The organism is Corynebacterium epidermidicanis (assembly GCF_001021025.1).
Lineage (GTDB): Bacteria > Actinomycetota > Actinomycetes > Mycobacteriales > Mycobacteriaceae > Corynebacterium > Corynebacterium epidermidicanis.
In genome coordinates, this window is the sequence record NZ_CP011541.1 from 818,740 (window position 1) to 841,380 (window position 22,641).

Genomic DNA, 22,641 nt, shown 5'->3' on the forward strand with positions numbered 1-22,641 from the left:
ACTTTTTTGCTCTCCGCAAAGTTCAACCAGGTAGGGTGCATAACGCCGTACAGCTAGTTAACAGCAAGTGTTCAGACAGGCTTTTATCGTGGCACAGTCCCAGACCAGCTCATGGAGGTTGGATTAAATCATGAATAATCAGCAGGATCCGGAAAACCCGGTTAACACGTCATTTCAGCCGACTTCCGGAGCTCCAACAGGAGGTCCTACGGAGCAGTACAGGGACAGCAGTGATCAGACGATGCCAGGAAAAATGGCCGATGCTCAGGGCACACCGCAGAACCCTTATGCGCATCTACGTGACGATGCCTACAATGCCTACGCCACACAAGTAAATACCGCGCAGTGGGAAGGGCAACCTGAAGCACAATCCATGGCCGGATGGCCAGCAACGGAATCTGCAGAGGTTCCCGCTGAACCAAAGTCGAAGCGCAAAGTAGGACTGGCTACCGCGCTCGGGCTCATGCTGGTTGCCTCCATTGGCACTGGGGTGCTCACCGCAGCGACAGTCGGCAAACCGAGCCATGTCACTCATGACTACAACGCATTGAATGAAAAGTCCGTGCCTCGCGCAGAGAATCTACCTGCTGGATCTGTTGAAGCTGTTGCGCAGCGGGTATTGCCTTCAGTGGTGTCCATCCAGGTCTCTTCGCGTCGCGGTTCCGGTGAAGGATCGGGATCCATCATCTCCTCCGATGGCCAAGTGCTTACCAACCACCACGTCGTCGGCGATGCCAAAAACGGTGGGCTGATCGAGGTCACCCTTAACGATGGGTCAGTGCACCCCGCGGACTATGTGGCCAGCGATGCCTCCACTGACATCGCCGTGATCAAGATCCGTGACGTTCAGGGCCTGCCAGTCCTCAAATTCGGCGACTCCTCACAGGTCGCAGTGGGACAAGAAGTAGTAGCGATTGGATCCCCGCTGGGCTTGTCAGCTACCGTGACGTCCGGCATCGTCTCCGCGCTGAACCGCCCGGTCCGTGCCTCGGGCGGCGAAGGCGGGGAATCTTCGCTCATCGACGCCATCCAGACCGACGCTGCGATTAACCCAGGAAACTCTGGCGGTCCACTGGTGGACATGGAAGGCAATCTCATCGGAATGAACTCCGTAATTGCGTCGTTAAGCTCGGGCAGCAGTGGGCAAAGTGGCTCTATTGGCCTGGGATTTGCGATCCCTGCGAACCAAGCGAAGCGCATCGCACAACAATTGGTGGAAACCGGACAGGTGAAACAGCCGGTGATCGGTGTGAAGGTCTCGCAGTCCTCGGAGTACCGGGGTGCACTGGTTGCCGAGGTGGATCCCAAGAGCCCAGCTGGTCAGGCAGGCGTGTCACGAGGGGACCTCGTCACCAAAGTGAACGACCGAGTGATTGATAATGCCGATGCATTGATTGCAGCGGTCCGTTCGCAGGAATTCGGGCAGACAATCACCCTGGAGATCATGAAGCCAGACACCAAGGAAACCCATACGATACAGGTCACCCTGCCACCGCAGTAGCTGGCGAGGGATGGTGGGGTACGCTTCCACTATCCAAGACGCGCTTTGCGGTCTACAGTCATAGTTGCTGAAATTAAAAAACAAAGAGCACGGATTAAAAGGACAACAACATGGAAACAGCTATCGACCCAACTCTTTCCGCGTCTGTCGCTGGGGACCTCTTGGATGACATAGCTGAGCCGGATCCCGAGTTTTTGCTCGCTACGGAAAGCCAAGAGGTACCGGCATCCGCCGTTCGACGTGCCCTGGTGGTATTGGTCGCTGATCACGAAGTTCATGCGGGTTCGGATGCTGACCGTCTCGTCTCGGAGCTGCTGGCGGAAGATGGATTCGCCGTCGATGCCGTCGTTGAGGTGAAGTCAAAGAAGTCGGCAATCCGGCAAGCCATCGAAACTGCCGTGGTTGGTGGAGCTGATTTGGTGCTCACCGTCGGTGGGGTAGGGGTAGGGCCCCGAGATAAGACTCCGGACGCAACCCGTGCCGTGCTGGATCAGTTACTGCCAGGTATTTCCCAAGCCCTGCGCTCCTCAGGACTGGCCTGTGGTGCAATTGATGCCTGCACCTCCCGCGGGGTGGCCGGCGTCTCTGGTTCCACAGTAGTGGTCAACTTGGCCGGCTCCCGCGCCGCCATTCGCGACGGCATGGCCACCCTCGGCCCCTTAGTGCACTTCGTCATTGACCAGCTGCAAACCACAACCGTCGACTAGCCGGGAGGTTCCGGGTGACCAAACAACAGTCCAACCCATCGTCGGACCACGAAGAAGTGCCCGCGCCGAAACGTCGACGTGCGGAGCGTAAATCCACCGCGGAATCCATCGACAGGTCGTGGGATAGCGCAGCTGCCGCCGAAATTTTTGCGAGCTCGGCTGACCCCACGGACCCGCGCCATAGCGACGACGTGGTGGTGGTCTTTGAAGAGGACGCAGCTACACCTGCTCCGGAGACCGCAAACGGCGAGCTAGACCGCGAATTTTGGGAAGAACAAAAGCCGCCACACTACTAGGCAGCTCTGAAAATACTCAAAGCGCGTGGGGCGACACCATGAATTAGGTGTCGCCCCACGCGCGTTTTGATAATTCTCGTACACACCCCGCTCGACAAGCGGTGTGATCAGAAAAACTAGATGTTGCGTGACTTCAGCAGGTCGCGGATTTCCTCGAGGAGTTCTGCCTCGATGGAAGCCTTTTCTTCTTCGTCTTCAACGACACCCTTGCGGGCCGCCTGACGCTCCTTGAACTTGTTCATGGGAGCAACCAAAACGAAGTAAACTACGGCGGCTACGAGCAGGAAGTTGATGGCGGCGGTGATGACGGCGCCGAAGTCCATGAAGGTGGCGTCGTTACCCGAAATGAGCTGGAAGCCAAGGCCCTTGACTTCGGAACCGCCCAGGACGGCGATCAGCGGGTTGATGAGGTGGTTGGTGAAAGCGGTGACAATAGCGGTGAAAGCGCCACCGATAACCACTGCGACAGCCAAGTCAATAACATTGCCGCGCATGATGAAGTCTTTAAAACCCTTGAGCATTCTAGTTTCTCCCGTGAAAAGCTTTTGAAAAAGTCTGGTGGCTTAGCGGCCACGCTCATTAGACCTTACTGGACGAAAGTGTCAAGGTGTCAACAAAAACCTAAAATAGTTTCGTTAAATTAATGGTTTTGCCCCTTGCGTGTGAGAGTTGTCACTAGGTGAGGTAACAATGACGGTCAGGGGGCTGCGTAGCGACGCCGCTGCTACCTGTTCACCCAGTGCCTGAGGCAACGCGACGATCACAGATCCAGCCGCCAGCGTGTCCTTTTCCTTCTCCGTGGCCAGGACAACGCGAGCCTGCGACGCAAGCACCTCAGTTTCCTTTTCAGAGGCATTGACCACCGATACGGTCACACCTGGATAGAGCAGAGCGGCTGTGGTTGGATCAGCCAGCTTAATGGGGACGAGGGCAAAGGGTTCGTAAGACGCTTCGCCCTCGGAATTGTGGCTGAGGGCGTCGGCAAGCTCGGTGCTGAGCACTGAGCGCGCTGAGACGGTGTCACCTGTTCTTAACGGATAGGCAGTGGTTTTGCCGATGGCATCGCTAGGAATGCGGAAGGTGTCGCCGGCAAAGCTATTCATTGGTGCCTGTGTGAGATGGCTGGCTTGTAAGACCTGCCCAGCGGGGATGTCTTGGGTTACGACGACCACCTCGGGGGTGGTTTCGAGGGCGGATCGCCAACCAAGGGCGACGGCTAAGACGCATAGGGCGAGGGCGAGTAGACGGCGGCCAAGGAGGGTGCGTTTGACGCCAGGGCTAATGTGTTGTTTCCAATTTATTGCGGTACGGGGGCTAGAAATTTTTGTCTTCATACCTAATTAGACTGCGTGAGCACCCTAAATCGATCCCGAAACGTGCAAGATCCCAGCTGGGGAGATGATTGCGTCGCATTGGGCGTCGTGTGGCTCGAGGGGCAGAGTGGGTAGAACTTCTTCGTCGAACACGATGGACGCGGTGGGGATCGGAGCGGGAAGCTGCGACAAAGCGATGTCGTAGAACCCGCCGCCTTTTCCGAGGCGGTAACCCTCGCGGGTTACGGCCAAAGCAGGGACGAAAATGAGGTCACACCCGGCCAAACCATCCGGGATTGCAGAACCGGTCGGCTCCAATAAATTGAAGCTGGCCAATCGGAGGCTATCTGGGCTGAGGTATGCCGCCCATTCCAACTGGCGTTGAGGCAAACACCGCGGAACAAGGACCTCTACGCCGGCTGTGCGGAGAACTTCGGCGAAGTCGCTTCCGCCTGGCTCGGTTCCGACTGGGATATAGGCCGCTACCCGGCGGAATGAATTATCGGCTAGTAACTGCAGGCAGTGCTGCTGAATGGCAAGATTGGCTTCCTCGTTGGAGACGGGATTGCGTTGTGCACGGGCGTCGAAAAGCTGGCGGCGTAGTACAGACTTTGGAGAACTCGGGACAGTCGGCATAACAGTGACTTTAGTGATAGTTGCAGTGTCGCTGAACAGAGTGTTGTAGGCACCCCTGTAGGCTAGGAAGTTATGACGCTTCCAATTGACGAGCATAAGCACGCGGTGAAGACGGTCGTCGTTCCCGCTGCCGGCATGGGCACCCGGTTCCTCCCGGCTACAAAGACGGTTCCGAAAGAACTGCTGCCTGTGGTGGACACTCCGGGTATCGAAATGATTGCCGAAGAGGCAGCTCAACTGGGGGCTACTCGCCTGGCTGTCATTACGGCTCCGAAGAAGCAGGGCGTACTCGCGCATTTTGACCCATACCCCGAGCTGGAGCAGACGCTCGAGGAACGTGGAAAGCAAGAGCAATTGGATAAGGTCCGCCGCGCCGCCAACCTGATCAAGGCGGTTCCGGTGGAGCAGGAGCAACCTCTCGGTCTGGGCCATGCGGTGGGCCTAGCCGAGTCCGTTCTAGACGACGACGAAGACGTAGTTGCCGTCATGCTTCCCGACGACCTCGTGTTGCCGATGGGTGCAATGGAAGAAATGGCCAAGGTCCGCGCACAATTCGGCGGATCTGTGCTGTGCGCTGTGGAAGTACCTCGCGACGAGGTGTGCAACTACGGTGTATTCGACATCGAGGAAATCGGTGTGGACAACGTCAAAAAGGTCATCGGCATGGTGGAAAAACCAGACGTGGACGACGCCCCATCGAACTTTGTGGCAACTGGCCGCTACCTTTTGGACCGCCAAATCTTCTCCGCGCTCAAGCGAATCAAACCTGGCAAAGGCGGTGAGCTGCAGCTTACCGACGCCATCGAGCTGCTCATCGAAGAAGGACATCCGGTTCACATCTTGGTTCACCGCGGGCGCCGTCACGACCTCGGCAACCCCGGTGGTTACATCCGTGCATGCGTCGACTTCGGCCTGAAGCATCCAACCTATGGCAAGGGGCTGCGCCACTACATCACCGAACTATTGGCGGAAGAGAACTAATCCGACATTCTGCGGACAAGATAACTAGCGTTAGTAGCTGAAGAATTCATCGCTGACACCCGTCCGCCTAACGTCCTCACAGTATCCCCAGGGAGGTTCCCATGCGTTCCGTTGAGCAACACCTGGCGTTGGTCACCGAAGCTGCGATCACGCCTGAGCCGGTACGCATTGCAATCGCGGAGGCACTTGGGCTGATGTGCGCCGAAGAAGTTCAGGCCGCGAAACCGCTGCCTGGATTTGCGCAAGCCGCCATCGATGGTTATGCCGTTCGCGCGGTGGACGTCGGCGGGATGAACGCGATCACCAATCGCAACAGCGATGAAACACAGCTCGCGCCTGTCGAGAAATCTCTGCCGGTAGTGGGGGAGGTGTCTGCAGGTTCCCAAAAACCACTCCGCTTGCAGCCAAAACAGGCTGTTCGGGTTCATACCGGCGCACCGCTGCCCTCGCTTGCCGACGCCGTGCTGCCCCTGGAATGGAGCGACCGCGGAGTCAAGCGAGTCACGGCCACTCGTCCTGTGCGCTCCGGCGAATTCGTGCGCAAAATTGGCGATGATATTCAGCCGGGCGACGTAGCCGTCACCGCTGGTTCGGTGCTTGGCGCAGCACACATCGGCCTCCTCGCTGCTGTTGGGCGCAGTAAAGTTCTGGTCTATCCGCGCCCTCGGCTGTCGATTATCTCTATCGGTGCCGAACTGGTCGACATTGACCGCGATCCGGGCTTGGGTCAGGTCTATGATGTCAATTCCTACGCCTTGGCTGCCGCGGCTCGCGAAGCCGGGGCACAAGTTCATCGTGTCGGCGTGGCGGAAGGTGAGCCACGTCGGTTGCTGGAAATCATCGAAGGTCAGCTGCTGCGCAGTGAAATCGTGGTGATCACTGGTGCGGTAGGGGGTGCTTCTGCTGCGCGCTTCCGTGAACTGTTGCGGGACTTGGGGCCGGTCGACACCACAAGGGTCGCAATGCATCCGGGCTCTGTACAAGGCTTCGGGTTGCTGGGCGAAAACCAAGTACCGACCTTTTTGCTGCCGGCAAACCCCGTTTCTGCTTTGGTGAGCTTCGAGGTGTTCGTTCGTCCCGTGGTGCGAGCGAGTTTGGGGAAACGCGCAATTCAACGCAAACGTGTCCGGGCCCGCGCACTCAACCCGATTTCTTCCAAGGATAACCGTCGCGGATTCGTGCGGGCCCGCCTGATGCGCGATGCCGAGACGCAGGATTACTTGGTGGAAGGCCTGGGTGCGGCTACCGGTGCGCCCGCGCACCTGCTCGCGGGCCTTGCCGACGCAAACGCCCTCATGGTGATTCCCGAGGCCGTCACTGAGGTGCGTCCCGGCGATGTCGTCGATGTCCTGTTCCTTTCGCAAAGCTAGTGACAGCCGGCTTGTTCCCCACGTTGTTTTCTGCCGGCGCGTCGCCACAGCCTCCCCATGCTCCTCGACACCCTGTGCATCCAGGCTGGCCAGAGGTCACTCCCACGGTGCTATTAGCCGATGGGGCGTCGTTAAGGCTGCGCCCGCTCACCCGGAAAGATGGAGCGCGGTGGCGGCAGCTGCGCTTGATGAACCAGGAACACTTGTTGCCCGTCGAACCGACCGTGGATTCGACGTGGGAAGCAGCTCACACAGTGGCTTCCTGGCGCACAATGATGCATTACTTGAAGAATAGTGCTGCCAACGGCGATATTGTGCCGTTCGCTATCGAGCTCGACCGCCAGTTCGTGGGCCAGTTAACGCTGGGCAACATTGTTCATGGGGTGCAAAAAGATTGTTGGATCGGGTACTGGGTGGACCACGCGATCACCGGGCGGGGGATTGCTAAGGCAGCAGTTGCACTCGGAGTTGATCACGCCTTTGGCAGGGTGGGGCTGCATAGGGTGACCGCAACTTATCTGCCCGCGAACCCGGCATCAGGAGCAGTGCTGGCAGCAAACGGCTTTACCCAAGAGGGAGTGTTGCGCCGGAACCTGCACATCAATGGTGCGTGGCAGGACCATCTCTTCATGGCGCTTGTTATTGATGATTTCACCACGACCGCCGTGGAACGGATGCGCACTGCCGGGGTTATTCGCACTTAGGGCGGGCACGGCTGGTGTTTCCTTCTGTGGTTCCGGCTCGGTTGAGGCCCTGAGATTTAGCTGCTAATCGGTGACGTTATCGGCGTGGCACCCCCAGCAACCTGGCACAAGCGCCTTAAACTTGGCACCAATCGTTGACTGCTTTTGTGAAGTCAGCCCGCGCAATGAGTGCAATAAGTATCGAAAAGCTTGGAAAGGTTGGGTGTAGCCCGCGTGTTAGGAACCCCTGTCCTCGGATTGATCGTGGTGCTGTGGCTTTTCGTCTTGGCGCCGATCGCTTTGCGCAGCCGAAAGCCCATCCGCCACACTAATGAGGCGTTTGAGGAAACCCGAGTTATCCACGAGGGTGGAGCTGAACTGCCGGTGTCACGACGTCGTCCGCGTCTTACCGCCGATGACATGCATATCTCCGATGAGCTGGACGAAGATTACGAGGTAGTCGACGATAGCGACATCCTCATCGATGAGCCAGCGGACAACGCGACACCATTCTCCAAGCTTGGCAACGCATTTTCGAAGATCAAGAAGCCGTCCAAAGCAGAGCCTGTTATCGACGGCGATGTGGTGGCCGAACTCCCGGCCGCCCAGCCTGCCGATGCCGATTCCCTGGACCAGCAGTCGGAAGGCGATGACATCGCGGCACAGGCGGAGCGAAAGGAGCCTGCCTTTGCCGAGTACGACGAGGATGAAGAAACCACCTACGCCTACGATGAGGCGTATACGAACCCAGCGGACTTCCTCCACGACAGCGCCGACTACGGCGAGGCGGTTTACCAGGCAGAAGAAGATGCTACCGACGACGAGTCGGCCGAGGATCCAGCCGAAGAAGCCGAGCTGACGGACGCTGACCTCGAGTTCGCTGCTCGACGACGCGGTCGGGGTGGTTACGATCCGGAAGCAGACGCGCTAGCTTCTTCGAATCGATTCCAGCGTCGCCAGCGCACGCTGATTGCGTTGGGGGTGACGCTCGTCGTCGCCACAGTGGTTGCTGTCGTTATGGGTGGAATGGCTTGGGTGGCCCCAGGCCTGGTCCTCGTGCTGACAGCTGCCTACCTGTTCGCGTTGCGTCAGCAGGTGCGGGCCGAGAACGAATTGCGCGCACGTCGAATTCGGCATATGCGGCGCGCTCGACTCGGCGTGCGCACCTCCGAAGACGCCGAGTTGGGAATGCCCTCCCGCTTGCGACGCCCAGGTGCGGTAGTACTCGAGCTGGATGATGACAGCCCCGACTTTGACTACCTGCCGACAGCCGAGCTGACCTACGATCACGACTCAGAAACAGGCAATGTTGTGGAGTTCACGCGCCCACGACGAGTCAGCTAACGCCACGTTTTCGCTCTTTGCAGCCAGCGCCCTTTCCGCATAGGGCGCTGGCTGCTTGCGGTTACAGGGCCGAGGGTGATTGTGCAGCGGAGTGCCAGCTGCGTAGCGCGAAGTGGTTGGCGGTAATCTATGGGGCATGGATAAACCGATTGTTCGCGATGGCATGTTGTTGCTGCTGCGCGCGGTATTGGGATTTATGTTTATTGCGCATGGCTGGGATCGGTTCTTTATCACTGGTTTGGTGGAAACGACCGGGCAGTTCAGCGCCTGGAATGTGCCGCAACCGAAGCTGTCAGCCTACCTTGCCGCGAGCACGGAACTCATCGGTGGTGCCCTCCTCGTTATCGGTCTGTTGACCACGTTCGTGGCGGGGGTTCTAGCGTTGTTGATGGCCTGCGCGCTGTATTTTGTGCATCTGCCACATGGCATCTTTGTGACGGACGGCGGAGTGGAATACACGGCTGTGCTTGTAGTGTCGCTACTGGTTATCGTCGTTTTTGGCTCGGGGCGTGCCTCCATTGACGAGGTTTTGTCCTAATGCTTTCCTGCGATCAAGTTCGGGCAGCACTGTCCGCCAGGCTGGACGGTGAGCCTTCGGGCTTGGACGACGCCCTTGCCGACGCCCACCTGTCCGGATGCGCCGAATGCCAGGCGTGGTTCGATCAGGCAGCGCACCTGAACCGCCAATTGGCATTTAGCTCCGCAGATACCTCGGATTTGGTGGCCCCAGATCTCAGTGCGAATATCTTGGCCAACCTGGGCACCGAAGCCACCTCCCGAAAATTTGTACCTGAGCAGCTCGTGTTAGCCCGAGTGTTGCTGGTAGTCATGGGGATGGTGTTCCTAGGCTGGGGCGTGCGGCACGTAGTCACGGCAGCCACCCCGGTGCCCTTTGCGGATCCCGCCTACATCGCTTTGCTTATCGACGTCGCGGCGATCCGAATGGCCTTTGGTTATGCTTTGTTCTTTGCCGCGTGGAAACCTCGCCTCGCCGGGGGCATGTTGCCCATTTTCGCGACCGTCACCATGTTTTCCCTCGGTTTTGGAATGCGAGAGGTTTTTGGGGGGAGTGTCCAGCCAGCTCAGGTGTGGGGGTGGATCCTTCATATTGTCAGCGTCTTGGTGTTGTTGTGGGCGTGGTTCGCCACCTTGGGCTTCGGCCGTGTTGGTCGCTCGGTGCGCTCTCTGGGGGCTCGGCCCGTCCCAGAAAACTAACAGGCCCACCCCGTGTTCGTGATGGGGTGAGCCTGTTGACGTGGCTGCGGACTATTTCCAGCTGCGCAGCCACATGATGTTTTCGTAATGTTGCTCGGTGATCTGGGTGCCGTAGAGGATGGGCGACCAATAGACGAAAGCCAGGAAGACCAGGCCGAGATAGCAAAAGACGAGTGTTTGGCCGATCGGGAGCTCGCGTCCCAAGCCCGGTACGCGCCAGGTTTTTTGGTAGTTCGCGATGTGGCCCAGAGTGAGGGCGATCATCACGATGGTGAAGGGGACCAGCGGTATGGCGTAGAAGAAGTACATCTGGCGGTCATACGCCATGATCCACGGAATGAAACCCGCGGCGAAGGCCACGAGCGGAACGATGTAGCGCCGATCGTGTCCGATGAAAACCCGCCACAGGGCCCAAAGGACGACGGGGACGGTTAGCCACCAGATCACGGGGGTGCCAAAGAGGTAGATCATTCGTCGGCAGGTGTCGGTACCGTCGCAGGAGAGGTTGGTTTGGGAGTAGTAGAGCACCGGACGGGCCGCCACCAGCCACGACCAAGGCTTGGAGTCCCAGGGGTGGGAATGGCCTGAAGAACTGGTCAATGACGCGTGGAACTTCAATACTGAGTCGTGGTAGTAGAACCAACCTGCCAAGGAATCCGGCAACATCTGCAAGAGGGAGTCCTCTTTGATGGTGCCGTTTACTTTCGCATGCCGGTACACCGAGGTTTCGGAGGCGAACCAGGCGCGCCAGGACCACACGTAGAGCAGGATCGGCACGATAACAAGCGAGGCGAACGCAGGCAGGCAGTCCCGCAGGAGGGTGCCGAGGAAAGGTTGTTGGATGCGGTAGGCGTGGCGAAGTCCCCAGTCCAGGCACACGCACAGCACACCAAAGAAGGCAATGTAATACAGGCCGGACCACTTCACGGACAGCGCTAAGCCGAGACAAATCCCGGCGGCGAAACGCCACCAGCGGAAGCCGAAGCGGGGGCCGAGTGGGGTTTGGTAGATCAGGTCGTCTAGATACGCGCGGTACATTCGCCTACGCATCTGGTCGTGGTCGAGGACGATGAAGTAGGCCGCTAGGACCACAAAGAGCACGAGGAAGATGTCCAACATGCCGAAGCGACCGGCGACGAGTAGCACGCCGTCGAAAAGCGCGAGCGTGCCGGCAAATGCCGCGACTGCCGTGGAGTTGCTGAGTCGGCGGGCGATGAGCAGGATGACCACGACGGTGAGGGTCGAAAAGAGTGCGGTCATGACGCGCCAGCCGAGTGGGGTGTAGCCGAAGACCATTTCACCCATCGCGAGAAGCTGTTTGGCTAGGGGAGGGTGAACGACCAGTCCGTAGGCTGGGTTCGATTCGATGCCGCCGGTGACGGGATCAATGAGTGATTCGACCATGTCCCAGGCCTGGGGGACGTAGTGCTTCTCGTCGAAGACGGGGGTGCCCTTGTCGGTGGCGCTGGTGAGCCCAACAAAGCGGGTGACGAAGGCGAAAACCGCGACGGTGAGGGTGACAGCCCAATCGACAGCCGTCCATACCACCCGTGAGGGCTCGGCAATATTGATGGTGTGGCTCCCACCGGGCAACATCGTGCTGCGACGGCTGCTAGAAAAACGAGCAGTCCGAGCGGCTTTTGATCGAGCAAGCAGAGTTATTGGCACGTTGCTTATATTAAGGAAGTTCGGCCGAGAATGTGGAATGCTTTAAGGAATGGAACCTCTCGCGCCCTTGCCACACGGAATTATTATCGCTGCGACCCCGCTGGGCAACATCTATGATGCCTCGCCGCGATTGCGGCAGGCTTTGGCCAGCGCAACTGTTATCGCGGCCGAGGACACCCGCCGGGCCCGCAATTTGGCGAGCGCGTTGGGCGTTGAGATCACTGGACAGATTATCTCCAATTTCGATCACAACGAATCTGCCCGGGTTGCGCAGTTACTTGAGCATGCGCGCACCGGTCAGGTCGTTGTGGTCACCGATGCGGGCATGCCTTCCGTGTCTGACCCGGGTTTTCCGCTAGTCGACGCAGCCCACGAGGCCGGGATTCCGGTGACATGTTTCCCAGGACCGTCCGCTGTTCCCACCGCGTTGGCGTTGTCGGGGTTGCCCGTGGGCAAGTTCGCATTTGATGGCTTTGCTCCGCGCAAGGCGGGGGCGCGACGCGCGTGGTTGGAGTCTCTGCGCAGCGAAACTCGAGCGGTGTGCTTCTTCGAGTCACCACACCGGATTGCCGAAACCCTTGCGCAAGCTGCGGAAATTTTGGGGGAGACGCGTCGCGCAGCGGTGTGCCGCGAGCTGACTAAGACCTATGAAGAGGTGCGACGAGGTGGCCTAGGAGAGTTGGCAGCGTGGGCTGCCGATGGCTTGCGTGGCGAAATCAGCGTGGTCATTGAAGGGGCGAGCGGAGAAAGCGAGCTTGATTTGGCAGAACTGGTTGCGCTTGGCTTAGAGCGAGTGCACGCTGGTGAGAAGGTCAAAACGGTAGCGGGGGAGCTCGCGGCCACCCATGGGGCCTCGAAGAAAGAGCTTTACGACGCAATTATCGCTGCGAAATAGACGTGAAGATAAGCAGTTGTTATGAAATTGCAACCCTCCCGACAGGAAAGTTGGAGGGGCCTGCGGATATCAAGATAACAGTTTTATAACTGTTGATGGTTTCTTCGGGTTAGCCCAGGGTAGGCCTTTAGAAATTTTTTGGCAATAGTGCCTTGGTTGCGGACAGTGAATATATGACATCACCGCAAAATAACCGCAGCGCACACGCGGAGTTGGCCACGGTGCTCGACAATGAGGAGCATCTTGACCCTTCCGTCCTGCGCCAAGATATCGACTACGCCTTTGACGACGACAATGCACCGCTGAACTGGCCGGTAGTCATTGCGGCCGCCGGTATCGTGCTCGCGGCCATCCTGTGGGGCCTCGGATGGCCCGGTGCTATGGCCGCTACTGCCACGAATGGCCTGAGATTTGTCGTCGAGAACTTCGGCTGGGCATTCGTCCTGTTCAGTACTGTCTTTGTGGTGTTTGTCGCTGCCATTGCGCTGTCCCGCTTCGGTTCAATCCGGCTGGGGCGCGATGACGAAGAACCGGAATTTTCCACCCCTTCCTGGATCGCGATGATGTTCGCCGCGGGCATGGGGATCGGCTTGATGTTCTACGGGGCCGCGGAACCGCTGACGTTCTACCGTAAGGGCGTGCCAGGTCACGAAGAACACGAGGTAGGCACCGCATTCGCCACCACACTCTTCCACTGGACGCTCCACCCGTGGGCCATGTACGCCCTCGTCGGCCTGGCATTGGCCTACGCCACCTTCCGCATGGGGCGCAAGCAGCTGCTTTCCTCGGCTTTCGTGCCATTGATCGGCCAAAAGCGTGCCGACGGCTGGTTGGGGAGAATCATCGACATCCTAGCTATCGTGGCCACGATTTTCGGCACTGCGTGTTCCCTTGGCACAGGCGCGCTGCAGATTTCCGCTGGGCTCAGCGCCTCGGGAATCGTCGAGGACCCTAGCATGAAAACCACAATTGCGATCGTCGCAGTACTCACGCTCGCGTTCTTGCTTTCCGCAATGTCCGGTGTTGGCAAGGGAATCCAGTGGCTGTCGAATGCCAACATGGCGCTCGCCGCCCTGCTCGCGATCTTCGTGTTCGTACTGGGGCCCACGGTTTCCATCCTGAACCTCATCCCAGGCAACATCGGCAACTACCTGGACAATTTCTTCGCCATGGCCGGCCGCACTGCCGAATCTGCGGATGGCACCGCCGGAGAGTGGTTGTCTAGTTGGACCTTGTTCTACTGGGTGTGGTGGATGTCGTGGAGCCCGTTCGTCGGAATGTTTATCGCCCGGATTTCTCGCGGACGTACCATCCGCGAATTCGTCATCGGGGTGCTCCTTGTTCCATCAGCTGTCACAGTGGTGTGGTTTTCGATCTTCGGTGGCGCAGCCATTAGCGCTGAGCAATCCGGCAAGTCCATCTGGGGAGACGGCAGCGCCGAAAACCAGCTGTTCACCCTGCTCCACCAACTGCCTGGCGGCCAGATCGCGGGAATCGTTGCGATGGTCTTGCTCGGCACTTTCTTCATCACCTCAGCCGATTCTGCCTCCACCGTCATGGGATCAATGAGCCAAAACGGCAAACTGGTAGCCAAGCCCTGGCTGTCCGCACTGTGGGGTGTGCTCACCGCGGTCATCGGATTGACCATGCTCGTAGCCGGTGGGGACGATGCACTTGGAAACCTGCAGAGCGTGACAATCGTGATGGCAAGCCCATTCCTCATCATCCTCGTGGCCTTGATGTTTGCCCTGGTCAAGGGGCTGGCGCAGGATCCGATTTACAAGGAAATCAAGGAACATCAAAAGTTCCAACGCCGGCTTGCACGGGAACGACGCATCCACCGGGAAATGGAGGCGCGTCGGGCGCGTGGCATTGGGCGTCGCAAAGCTGCGGAGGCTGGCGGCGCGCCCAAGCGCAATTCGCGCCCCTAACCTGCAGTGGCTGGGTGGCTGTTAGTAAGGTATTGGGCATGACAAAGTCTGTGCTCGTAGCTGTTGCCTGGCCGTATGCCAACGGACCCCGTCACATCGGACATGTGGCGGGTTTCGGCGTTCCTTCCGACGTTTTCGCGCGCTTCCAGCGAATGCGTGGCAACGACGTCCTGATGATTTCGGGCACTGACGAACACGGCACTCCGCTGCTCGTGCAGGCGGAAAAGGAAGGGGTGATGGTCCAGGAGCTGGCGGACCGGTACAACCGGCAGATCGTCGAGGATCTCGCTGGTCTGGGACTGACCTATGACCTGTTTACCCGCACGACCACCCGTAACCACTACGCGGTAGTGCAGGAACTCTTCCGCGGTCTGCACGATAACGGCTACATGATCAAGCAGACCACCTTCGGTGCCATCAGCCCATCCACGGGGCGGACCCTGCCGGACCGCTACATCGAAGGCACCTGCCCGATCTGTGGTGCTGCCGGTGCCCGCGGCGATCAGTGTGACAACTGTGGCAATCAGCTGGATCCGGCCGATCTCATCGATCCTGTGTCCAGGATCAACGGTGAAACACCAAAATTTGTGGAGACGGAGCACTTCCTACTCGACTTGCCTGCATTGGCGGGCGCGCTGGAGGAGTGGCTAAAGGAGCGTCAGGATTGGCGACCAAACGTCCTGAAGTTCTCCCTGAACCTGCTGGAAGACCTGCGCCCGCGCGCGATGTCCCGCGATATCGACTGGGGCGTGCCGATCCCACTCGACGGCTGGCAGGACAACAACGCCAAGAAGCTCTACGTGTGGTTCGACGCCGTGGTCGGCTATCTGTCCGCGTCGATCGAATGGGCCTACCGGGCAGGCCGCCCGGAGGCGTGGCGCGAATGGTGGACCTCCCCGGAAGCCGAGTCCTTCTACTTCATGGGCAAGGACAACATCACGTTCCACTCCCAGATTTGGCCTGCCGAGCTGCTGGGATACCGCGGTCTCGGCGCTTCCGGGGGAGAAGCGGGTGAACTGGGCGAGCTGCAGCTGCCCACCGAGGTCGTCTCCTCCGAGTACCTCACGATGTCCGGCTCTAAGTTCTCCTCATCCAAGGGCGTGGTCATCTACGTCAAGGACTTCCTGCGCGAGTTCGGTCCCGACCCGCTGCGCTACTTCATCGCTGTCGCAGGTCCGGAGAACAACGACACCGACTTCACCTGGGATGAGTTCGTCCGCCGCGTGAACAACGAGCTGGCCAACGGCTGGGGCAACCTGGTCAACCGCACCGTTTCCATGGCGCACAAGAACTTCGGTTGCGTGCCGACGCCCGCCGAGCTTACCGACGCCGACCAGCGCATTCTTTCCCTCGCCGCTGATGCCTTCGACGTGGTGGGCGATGCCCTCGAGCACAACCGGTTCAAGGTCGGCATCACCCACGCCATGCACGTGGTCGGTGAAGCCAACGCCTACATCGCCGAGATGGAGCCCTGGAAGCTCGCTAAGGATGAATCTCAGCGCGAGCGCTTGTCGACGGTCCTCTGGGTCGCACTCCAAGTGGTTTCCGACTGCAACACGCTGCTCACCCCATTCTTGCCGCACATTGCGCAGGCCGTGCATGAGACGCTGGGACGCGAAGGCGTATGGGCGGCAACGCCTCAGATCGTTGAAGTTCAAGACGACATGGACGTTGCCCCGGTCGGCGTTGGCTTACCTGAAGCTGGCCGTACCTACCCAGTCATCATGGGTGACTACGTCAACCAGCAGGCAGTATGGCAGCGGGTGCCGGTCGTGCCTGGTACTGAGCTGGCCAAGCCAAAGCCACTGATCGCGAAGCTTGAGCCAGAGCTCGGTGAGACTGGCCCGGAGTGGGCGCCGGTGGCGAAGTAAATCGTTGAACTAGACCGCGTACTGCTCCAGTGACAGGTCCTTAAGCTGAAACTCTTGTCGTTGCGATCCATGTGGCGCGCTTGATTCGTTCTCTCTGAGGTGCGGTTTTTCTGCACTGGGGCTTTGATTGGTCGTGCTGTTCCTCGACCTCAAGCTGCCCAAGTGGCTAGACTATTGTCTCGTGTCGAAGAAAAAGCCTCGCCCGATCCCTGTTCCTGCTGAGCCGATCCCTGGCCTGACCGATGCTCATACGCATCTCGCGTCGTGTGGGGCGCGGACGCCGGATGAGGTGATTGAGCTGGTGGATCGGGCCGTGGCGGCGGGCGTCGATAAGCTGTGCACAGTGGGCGACGGCCTGGCGGAAGCCGAGCTGGCGTTGAGTGCGGCGCAGCACCACGAGCGGGTGTACGCTGCGTGCGCGATCCACCCGACGCGCGCGAATGAGCTGGATCAGACGGCGCGGCATCGCCTGGATGAGATGGTCGCGGATCCGCGCTGTGTAGCCGTGGGGGAGACGGGCCTGGACACGTACTGGATCGATAAAAGTGAGGACTGCGCGCCGCTCGACGTGCAGGAAGAGGCGCTGCGCTGGCATATCGATCTCGCGATCAAGCATGACAAGGCGTTGATGATCCACAATCGAGAAGCTGATGCGGAGCTGATGCGCGTGCTTGCCGACGCCCCGGCGCCCCGAGCCACGATCCTGCATTGCTTTTCCTCCCCGTTGCCTGTCGCGGAGGAGGCGTTGGCGCGCGGATATGTTTTGAGTTTCGCGGGCAATGTGACGTTTAAGCGCAATGATGAGCTACGTGAGGCTGCGCGTATCGCGCCAGCAGGGCAATTGTTGATCGAAACGGATGCGCCATACATGACACCCGAGCCGTTCCGTGGCGCTCGGAACGAGTCATCGTTGATTGGGCATACCGCGCTGTGTGTTGCCCAGGCGCGTGGGCAGGATCCATTGGAGTTTGCCGAGATGGTGAACGTGACGTTTGACCGGGTGTATGGGCTCGAAGTGTGATTCTGCGGTGTCAGCAGCCTGCCAAGCTGGGTAAAGATTGTTGAAAATCCCACTTTAAGCGCAACCGAAGGCCGGGTTCTTAAACCGAAGAAATCCATGGTCGGGTGTGAAAGCTGTGGCGTTCTGTTAGTAAAAGAGGCTTAATGTCACCACTGTGATTTTCTATAAGTGCTGGACATTGCCGGTTTGTTACCGTATCGTGACGAATCATGGGCTTCCCGCCCAAGGTGGGTGCCCGCAGAAGACGAACCCTTGTCCTCGACTACAGATTTGAGATTTTCACCGTGGGATTGCACCAAAAATCACGCATTAACCGTTTGAACTCCGCAAACTCCGTGCCATTGCGCTTAGCGACGGGCGGAATGTTGGCCACCTTGCTGGTAGGCGGCGTCACGGCGGTCGGCCTGAAGAAAGATGTAGTCCTCGATGTCAACGGCGAAACCATCACGTTGACCACTCTCTCTGGAGATGTAAAGGGCGCTCTTGAGCAGGCTGGCGTGTCCATCCAAGCTCAGGATTTCGTGGCTCCTGCGCCTAGCTCCACGCTCAACAACGGCGAAACCATCAAGGTTCGTTCGGCCAAGCAGGTAGCCGTGGTGATCGACGGCGAAGAAAAGCAGGTCACCTCAACCGCACTTACCGTCGATGAACTCATGGAGGAGTTCGGCGGGGTCACCGCTGCGGACAAGATGAATATGCAGCTCGGTGAGAAGTTGCCACTTCAGGGTGCGGTGGTGGACGTCGTGAAGCCGAAGATCGTCAAGGTGGACAACGCTGGTACGGTGGCCTACACCGAGATCGCTGCCGAGACCGTCGGCGATGTGCTGGCGAAGCGGGGGATTGCATACGATTCTGACGACATCGTCACGCCAGCTCCTGATACTCGATTGGCCCCTAACGCCAACATTGCTGTGACCCGAGTCGAGGTCGCGGAAGAGAAGAAAGCGGAAGAATTCCAGCTTCCCGCCACGGTTGTTGAAGACCCAACGTCGTTTGTTGGTGAAGAAAAGCAGGAAAAGCCAGCCGTTGCGGGGAAGAAGGAAGTAACCCGCGAGGTTCGCAAAGAAAACGGCCAGGTAGTCAGCGAGAAGGTCGTTGGCGAAAAGGAAGTTTCCCCAGCTGTCCCCGCCGTGATTAAGAAGGGGACGAAGCCGAAGCCGACTGCTCCGGCGGTTGCGAACGGCTCCGTGTGGGATACCCTCGCGCAGTGTGAAGCAGGTGGCAACTGGGCGATCAACACCGGAAACGGCTTCTCCGGCGGTCTGCAATTCACCCCGTCCACCTGGCTAGCCTATGGTGGCGGACAGTATGCCCCACAAGCTCACCTGGCTACCCGCGAGCAGCAAATCGCGGTGGCGGAAAAGGTACAAGCTGGTCAAGGTTGGGGAGCGTGGCCTGCCTGTACCGCAAAGCTGGGGATCCGCTAACACCCTAGCGGGAAAGAAACCCCGGGGTGCTGTGACCGTGTGGCTCGGTTGTGCTGTGGCTGCGTGGGGTAAATTCTATTAATTATGGATACCCCTGCAGCAGCACACTTGCTTGGCCCGGTTGAGATTCGACAGCTGGCGGAAAAACTCGATGTCACGCCTACGAAGAAACTCGGGCAGAACTTTGTGCACGACCCGAATACCGTGCGGATGATTGTCGCTGCTGCCGAAGTCGATGCCGATGCCCACGTGGTTGAGGTCGGGCCCGGTCTTGGCTCGCTCACCCTCGCGTTGCTGGATACCGTCGCCGATGTGACCGCGGTAGAAATTGATCCGCGACTCGCAGCTGAGTTGCCGCATACCGTGCAGTGGCGGGCTCCGGATCACGCTGCCAAACTGATGATCATCCAAAAGGACGCACTCCAGGTCACGCACCAGGACTTTTCCTCGGCGGGCGCGCCGGAGCCCACGGCGCTGGTGGCCAACTTGCCTTACAACGTCTCAGTTCCTGTGTTGCTGCATCTCTTGGCGGAGTTTCCCAGTATTAGCCGCGTGTTAGTTATGGTGCAGGCTGAAGTGGCCGATCGGTTGGCAGCTCAGCCTGGTTCGAAGGTTTATGGCGTCCCAAGCGTCAAAGCGGCTTTCTATGGCGAGGTGCGGCGGGCCGGTTCGATCGGGAAAAATGTGTTCTGGCCTGCGCCGAAGATCGATTCCGGCCTTGTCCGCATTGACCGCTTCACTTCCCGGAACCAACCCTGGCCAATCACTCCAGAAACCCGCGCCCGTGTATTTCCACTCATTGACGCAGCTTTTGCCCAGCGCCGCAAGACCCTGCGAGCCGCCCTCTCGGGTCATTTCGGTGGCGGCGAAGCAGCCGAAGCTGCGCTGCATGCAGCTGACATCGACCCGAAGCTGCGTGGCGAGGTACTTTCAGTATCCGACTTCGTGCGGCTCGCTGGGGTGATCTCCTAATGCTCCTCGCTCGTGCTCACGCAAAAGTGAACCTGCATCTCGGCGTCGGCAAGGCGCGTGCCGACGGTTTCCACGAACTACGCACGATCTTTCAGTCGCTGTCGCTTTTCGACGAACTGTCGCTCAGCACCACGCTGGCAGAATCGCATGAGTTGACGGTGTCCGGGCTGGGGGCCGACCAGGTTCCCACCGACGGCTCCAATTTGGTATGGCGAGCCCTAGACGCGGTTGCTCAAGCGGCTGGAGTGACGGAACATTGTGCTGTGCAGCTCACTAAGGGGATTCCTACCGCTGGGGGCATGGCCGGGGGATCGGCGGATGCGGCCGCCGCGCTGCGCTTAGCAAACATGCAGTTGGGGCAGCCACTTTCGGAAGAACAGCTGCTGGCTATCGCCGCGGACCTGGGCTCGGATGTGCCGTTTACTCTGTTGGGGGAAACCATGATCGGCACCGGGCGTGGCGAGCAGCTCGTCCCAACGGAGTGTGCTGCCACCTTGCACTGGGCGCTTGCCTTCCAAGATCAGGGGCTATCCACCCCTGCGGTGTTCGCGACGCTGGATAAAATGCGCGAGGAGGACTCACAGCTCATCCCTTCCTTAGACACCAGTGCAGTAGAAAAGGCGCTGGCTGTCGGCGATGTGGCTGGGTTGGCCGGATTGCTGGCCAATGATCTGCAGGCACCAGCACTGGCGTTGCTGCCCCGGCTAGCCGATACCCTCGCGTGCGGTGAGGAAGCCGGTGCCCTCCGTGGCATCGTCTCCGGTTCCGGTCCCACCTGCGCTTTCCTGTGCGAATCGGCGGAAAGTGCCGAGGACGTCGCCGCAGCGATTCTTGGCGCCGGCGTGGCTAGTGGCACCGCTGTTGCTACGGGCCCTGCTCCTGGCGCTCACCTGCTCTAGGGGTTTGTGCTGGCTGCAGTAGAATGAGCGTCATCATGGCGAATCTCATTAATCTGGAAAATGTGTCAAAGACGTGGGGCCTTAAAACCCTTCTAGACAAGGTATCCCTCGGTATTCAAACGGGGGATCGCATCGGGGTGGTCGGTCTCAACGGCGGCGGCAAAACCACGCTGTTGGAGGTACTCACCGGAATTGAAAGCCCAGATGAGGGCCGAGTTTCGCATAATTCTGACCTGAAGATGGCTGTGGTGACGCAGCGCGCAAATTTGCGGGATGAGGACACCGTCGCGGACGTGGTTCTAAAACCCCTGGGCTTGCAGACCTTTGAGTGGGCGTCCAACGCTGCGGTGCGGGAGGTGCTTGGCGGGCTGGGGATCGTCGACCTGGGCCTCGACACCCCGGTCGGTAATCTGTCTGGTGGCGAGCGTCGCCGGACCAATCTCGCAGCCGCTCTCGTGCAGGATCTAGATCTGATCGTCTTGGACGAGCCGACGAACCACCTAGATGTCGAAGGCGTTCAGTGGCTGGCCAGCTACCTGCTGAAATCCAAAATGGCCCTGGTGGTAGTCACCCACGACCGCTGGTTCCTCGACACCGTCGCCACCAAAACTTGGGAAGTCCACGATGGTGTTGTCGACACCTATGACGGCGGGTATAACGACTGGACTTTTGCCCGCGCCGAGCGTGCCCGCCAGGCGGACGCGATTGAGCAGCGCCGCCAGAATCTGGCTCGCAAAGAACTAGCCTGGCTGCGACGCGGCGCACCTGCCCGCACCTCGAAGCCCCGCTACCGGATTGAGGCTGCCGAAGCCCTCATCGCGGATGTGCCAGCACCCCGCGATTCCGTGGAGCTGATGGCGTTTTCCAAGAAGCGCCAGGGGAAGGTGGTTATCGAGCTGGAAGACGCAACCATCGCGACCCCGGACGGCCGTGAGCTGGTCAAAGACCTCACGTGGCGGCTCGCTCCCGGCGAGCGCATCGGTCTGGTCGGCGTGAATGGGTCCGGCAAGACCACCTTGTTGCGCACTCTGGCTGGGGAGCACCCGCTCGAATCCGGCCGGCGCATTCAAGGCAAGACCGTCGAGCTTGGTTGGCTGCGGCAAGAGCTGGATGATCTCGATCCCACCCTGCGCCTTCTCGACGCCGTCGAGCAGGTGGCCACCTACGTGCAATTTGGCAAGAAAGAGATGTCGGCCTCCCAGCTCGCGGAACGCTTGGGATTTTCCGCGAAACGCCAGCGCACCCCGGTCGGCGATCTGTCCGGCGGCGAGCGACGCCGCCTGCAGCTCACCCGGGTGCTCATGGCTGAGCCGAACGTGCTGCTTCTCGACGAACCCACCAACGACCTGGACATCGACACCCTGCAGGAACTCGAATCGCTTCTCGACGGCTGGCCGGGCACCCTCGTGGTCATCTCCCACGACCGCTACCTCATCGAACGAGTCTGTGACTCGACCTGGGCGTTGTTCGGCGACGGCAAGCTTACGAACTTGCCGGGAGGAATCGAGGAATACCTGCGGCGTCGAGAAGCAGCTGCCGCCGATGTCGGCGGTGTGATCGACCTCGGCGAGAAGCGCGACCAACCCCAAGCCGCCGCACCGAAGGTCGATGCGGCCACCCACCGGCGCGTGCAAAAGGAGATGAGCGCGCTGGAGCGCAAGATGGAGAAGCTGCGCAACGTCGAGGCATCGCTTAACGACGACATGGCGGTCGCCGCCGAAGCAGTTGACACCGACAAGCTCACCGAGCTCAGCGCCCGGTTGCAGGAAACGCTAGCTGAGCTGGAGGAACTCGAAATGCAGTGGATGGAGCTCGGCGAGGAACTGGAATAGTTACTTCTGGCAGATCACCTGGCTGCCCTTCATTGCGCACACTTAGAAGCCGATCAGCTTTAACAAGGAACTGAACGCT

At 59.5% G+C, this 22,641-nt stretch carries 21 protein-coding genes; 17 read left to right on the top strand and 4 right to left on the bottom strand.

Annotation, left to right across the window (positions count from 1 at the left end):
- Positions 1 to 130 precede the first annotated feature (130 nt).
- The 3 genes from CEPID_RS03865 (at position 131) to CEPID_RS03875 (ending at position 2,504) form a co-directional block, all read left to right on the top strand.
- Positions 131 to 1,501 (top strand): S1C family serine protease, encoded by a 1,371-nt coding sequence (locus CEPID_RS03865; protein ID WP_407921605.1) that lies wholly within the window; start codon positions 131 to 133, stop codon positions 1,499 to 1,501.
- Positions 1,502 to 1,611: 110 nt separating this feature from the next.
- The gene (locus CEPID_RS03870) at positions 1,612 to 2,208 is read left to right on the top strand and encodes a MogA/MoaB family molybdenum cofactor biosynthesis protein (protein WP_047239842.1); all 597 of its coding nucleotides are present in this window, start codon (positions 1,612 to 1,614) and stop codon (positions 2,206 to 2,208) included.
- A gap of 14 nt (positions 2,209 to 2,222) precedes the next feature.
- Complete coding sequence (locus CEPID_RS03875; RefSeq protein WP_047239843.1) at positions 2,223 to 2,504, top strand: hypothetical protein; 282 nt, start codon at positions 2,223 to 2,225, stop codon at positions 2,502 to 2,504.
- Between the two features lie 116 nt (positions 2,505 to 2,620).
- On the opposite strand, the gene mscL is transcribed toward CEPID_RS03875, so the two are convergent.
- From mscL to CEPID_RS03890, 3 genes are all read right to left on the bottom strand, one after another.
- Complete coding sequence (gene mscL / locus CEPID_RS03880) at positions 2,621 to 3,025, bottom strand: large conductance mechanosensitive channel protein MscL (RefSeq protein ID WP_047239844.1); 405 nt, start codon at positions 3,023 to 3,025, stop codon at positions 2,621 to 2,623.
- A 114-nt stretch (positions 3,026 to 3,139) separates the two neighbouring features.
- A complete protein-coding gene (locus CEPID_RS03885) occupies positions 3,140 to 3,838 on the bottom strand; it encodes an SAF domain-containing protein (protein ID WP_083984367.1) in 699 nt (232 codons plus the stop codon).
- Between the two features lie 24 nt (positions 3,839 to 3,862).
- Positions 3,863 to 4,453, bottom strand: coding sequence for a 5-formyltetrahydrofolate cyclo-ligase (locus CEPID_RS03890; RefSeq protein WP_047241329.1), 591 nt, complete (start codon positions 4,451 to 4,453; stop codon positions 3,863 to 3,865).
- A 72-nt stretch (positions 4,454 to 4,525) separates the two neighbouring features.
- Here CEPID_RS03890 and CEPID_RS03895 point away from each other — a divergent pair, with 72 nt between their 5' ends.
- The 6 genes from CEPID_RS03895 (at position 4,526) to CEPID_RS03920 (ending at position 10,046) form a co-directional block, all read left to right on the top strand.
- Complete coding sequence (locus tag CEPID_RS03895; RefSeq protein WP_047239846.1) at positions 4,526 to 5,434, top strand: UTP--glucose-1-phosphate uridylyltransferase; 909 nt, start codon at positions 4,526 to 4,528, stop codon at positions 5,432 to 5,434.
- A 101-nt stretch (positions 5,435 to 5,535) separates the two neighbouring features.
- A complete protein-coding gene (gene glp / locus CEPID_RS03900; protein WP_047239847.1) occupies positions 5,536 to 6,804 on the top strand; it encodes a molybdotransferase-like divisome protein Glp in 1,269 nt (422 codons plus the stop codon).
- Positions 6,804 to 7,508 (top strand): GNAT family N-acetyltransferase, encoded by a 705-nt coding sequence (locus CEPID_RS03905; RefSeq protein ID WP_407921606.1) that lies wholly within the window; start codon positions 6,804 to 6,806, stop codon positions 7,506 to 7,508. The genes glp and CEPID_RS03905 overlap by 1 nt, the downstream gene beginning before the upstream one ends.
- A gap of 213 nt (positions 7,509 to 7,721) precedes the next feature.
- Positions 7,722 to 8,831 carry a divisome protein SepX/GlpR gene (gene sepX, locus CEPID_RS03910; RefSeq protein ID WP_047239849.1) on the top strand — a complete coding sequence of 370 codons (1,110 nt, stop codon included), beginning with the start codon at positions 7,722 to 7,724 and terminating at the stop codon, positions 8,829 to 8,831.
- Between the two features lie 136 nt (positions 8,832 to 8,967).
- Complete coding sequence (locus CEPID_RS03915) at positions 8,968 to 9,369, top strand: DoxX family protein (RefSeq protein ID WP_047239850.1); 402 nt, start codon at positions 8,968 to 8,970, stop codon at positions 9,367 to 9,369.
- The gene (locus tag CEPID_RS03920) at positions 9,369 to 10,046 is read left to right on the top strand and encodes a zf-HC2 domain-containing protein (RefSeq protein WP_047239851.1); all 678 of its coding nucleotides are present in this window, start codon (positions 9,369 to 9,371) and stop codon (positions 10,044 to 10,046) included. Before CEPID_RS03915 ends, CEPID_RS03920 begins: the two co-directional genes overlap by 1 nt.
- A gap of 51 nt (positions 10,047 to 10,097) precedes the next feature.
- On the opposite strand, the gene CEPID_RS03925 is transcribed toward CEPID_RS03920, so the two are convergent.
- Positions 10,098 to 11,642 (bottom strand): dolichyl-phosphate-mannose--protein mannosyltransferase, encoded by a 1,545-nt coding sequence (locus tag CEPID_RS03925; protein ID WP_047239852.1) that lies wholly within the window; start codon positions 11,640 to 11,642, stop codon positions 10,098 to 10,100.
- Positions 11,643 to 11,763: 121 nt separating this feature from the next.
- Between CEPID_RS03925 and rsmI the strand changes: the two genes are divergently transcribed.
- The 8 genes from rsmI (at position 11,764) to CEPID_RS03965 (ending at position 22,562) form a co-directional block, all read left to right on the top strand.
- Positions 11,764 to 12,609, top strand: a complete 846-nt coding sequence (gene rsmI / locus CEPID_RS03930) for a 16S rRNA (cytidine(1402)-2'-O)-methyltransferase (protein WP_047239853.1) — start codon at positions 11,764 to 11,766, stop codon at positions 12,607 to 12,609.
- A 173-nt stretch (positions 12,610 to 12,782) separates the two neighbouring features.
- Positions 12,783 to 14,540, top strand: a complete 1,758-nt coding sequence (locus CEPID_RS03935) for a BCCT family transporter (protein ID WP_047239854.1) — start codon at positions 12,783 to 12,785, stop codon at positions 14,538 to 14,540.
- 38 nt (positions 14,541 to 14,578) lie between these two features.
- A complete protein-coding gene (metG, locus tag CEPID_RS03940) occupies positions 14,579 to 16,411 on the top strand; it encodes a methionine--tRNA ligase (protein ID WP_047239855.1) in 1,833 nt (610 codons plus the stop codon).
- A gap of 181 nt (positions 16,412 to 16,592) precedes the next feature.
- Positions 16,593 to 17,432: a TatD family hydrolase gene (locus CEPID_RS03945; protein WP_047241330.1), complete on the top strand. Its 840-nt coding sequence runs from the start codon at positions 16,593 to 16,595 to the stop codon at positions 17,430 to 17,432.
- Between the two features lie 284 nt (positions 17,433 to 17,716).
- Positions 17,717 to 18,859, top strand: coding sequence for a resuscitation-promoting factor (locus tag CEPID_RS03950; RefSeq protein ID WP_047239856.1), 1,143 nt, complete (start codon positions 17,717 to 17,719; stop codon positions 18,857 to 18,859).
- A gap of 84 nt (positions 18,860 to 18,943) precedes the next feature.
- Positions 18,944 to 19,831 carry a 16S rRNA (adenine(1518)-N(6)/adenine(1519)-N(6))-dimethyltransferase RsmA gene (gene rsmA, locus CEPID_RS03955; protein WP_047239857.1) on the top strand — a complete coding sequence of 296 codons (888 nt, stop codon included), beginning with the start codon at positions 18,944 to 18,946 and terminating at the stop codon, positions 19,829 to 19,831.
- On the top strand, positions 19,831 to 20,730 hold the full coding sequence (locus CEPID_RS03960; RefSeq protein ID WP_047239858.1) for a 4-(cytidine 5'-diphospho)-2-C-methyl-D-erythritol kinase: 900 nt from the start codon (positions 19,831 to 19,833) through the stop codon (positions 20,728 to 20,730). Before rsmA ends, CEPID_RS03960 begins: the two co-directional genes overlap by 1 nt.
- Before the next feature lie 35 nt (positions 20,731 to 20,765).
- Positions 20,766 to 22,562 (top strand): ABC-F family ATP-binding cassette domain-containing protein, encoded by a 1,797-nt coding sequence (locus CEPID_RS03965; protein WP_047241331.1) that lies wholly within the window; start codon positions 20,766 to 20,768, stop codon positions 22,560 to 22,562.
- Positions 22,563 to 22,641: the final 79 nt, after the last annotated feature.

What these genes read in the sequence shown, in the direction of transcription:
- CEPID_RS03865 (WP_407921605.1), top strand. Translation starts at nt 131, where the DNA reads ATGAATAATCAGCAGGATCCGGAAAACCCGGTTAACACGTCATTTCAG.
- CEPID_RS03870 (WP_047239842.1), top strand. Translation starts at nt 1,612, where the DNA reads ATGGAAACAGCTATCGACCCAACTCTTTCCGCGTCTGTCGCTGGGGAC.
- mscL (WP_047239844.1), bottom strand. Translation starts at nt 3,025, where the DNA reads ATGCTCAAGGGTTTTAAAGACTTCATCATGCGCGGCAATGTTATTGAC.
- CEPID_RS03885 (WP_083984367.1), bottom strand. Translation starts at nt 3,838, where the DNA reads ATGAAGACAAAAATTTCTAGCCCCCGTACCGCAATAAATTGGAAACAA.
- CEPID_RS03890 (WP_047241329.1), bottom strand. Translation starts at nt 4,453, where the DNA reads ATGCCGACTGTCCCGAGTTCTCCAAAGTCTGTACTACGCCGCCAGCTT.
- CEPID_RS03895 (WP_047239846.1), top strand. Translation starts at nt 4,526, where the DNA reads ATGACGCTTCCAATTGACGAGCATAAGCACGCGGTGAAGACGGTCGTC.
- glp (WP_047239847.1), top strand. Translation starts at nt 5,536, where the DNA reads ATGCGTTCCGTTGAGCAACACCTGGCGTTGGTCACCGAAGCTGCGATC.
- CEPID_RS03915 (WP_047239850.1), top strand. Translation starts at nt 8,968, where the DNA reads ATGGATAAACCGATTGTTCGCGATGGCATGTTGTTGCTGCTGCGCGCG.
- CEPID_RS03920 (WP_047239851.1), top strand. Translation starts at nt 9,369, where the DNA reads ATGCTTTCCTGCGATCAAGTTCGGGCAGCACTGTCCGCCAGGCTGGAC.
- CEPID_RS03925 (WP_047239852.1), bottom strand. Translation starts at nt 11,642, where the DNA reads ATGTTGCCCGGTGGGAGCCACACCATCAATATTGCCGAGCCCTCACGG.
- rsmI (WP_047239853.1), top strand. Translation starts at nt 11,764, where the DNA reads ATGGAACCTCTCGCGCCCTTGCCACACGGAATTATTATCGCTGCGACC.
- CEPID_RS03935 (WP_047239854.1), top strand. Translation starts at nt 12,783, where the DNA reads ATGACATCACCGCAAAATAACCGCAGCGCACACGCGGAGTTGGCCACG.
- metG (WP_047239855.1), top strand. Translation starts at nt 14,579, where the DNA reads ATGACAAAGTCTGTGCTCGTAGCTGTTGCCTGGCCGTATGCCAACGGA.
- rsmA (WP_047239857.1), top strand. Translation starts at nt 18,944, where the DNA reads ATGGATACCCCTGCAGCAGCACACTTGCTTGGCCCGGTTGAGATTCGA.
- CEPID_RS03960 (WP_047239858.1), top strand. Translation starts at nt 19,831, where the DNA reads ATGCTCCTCGCTCGTGCTCACGCAAAAGTGAACCTGCATCTCGGCGTC.
- CEPID_RS03965 (WP_047241331.1), top strand. Translation starts at nt 20,766, where the DNA reads ATGGCGAATCTCATTAATCTGGAAAATGTGTCAAAGACGTGGGGCCTT.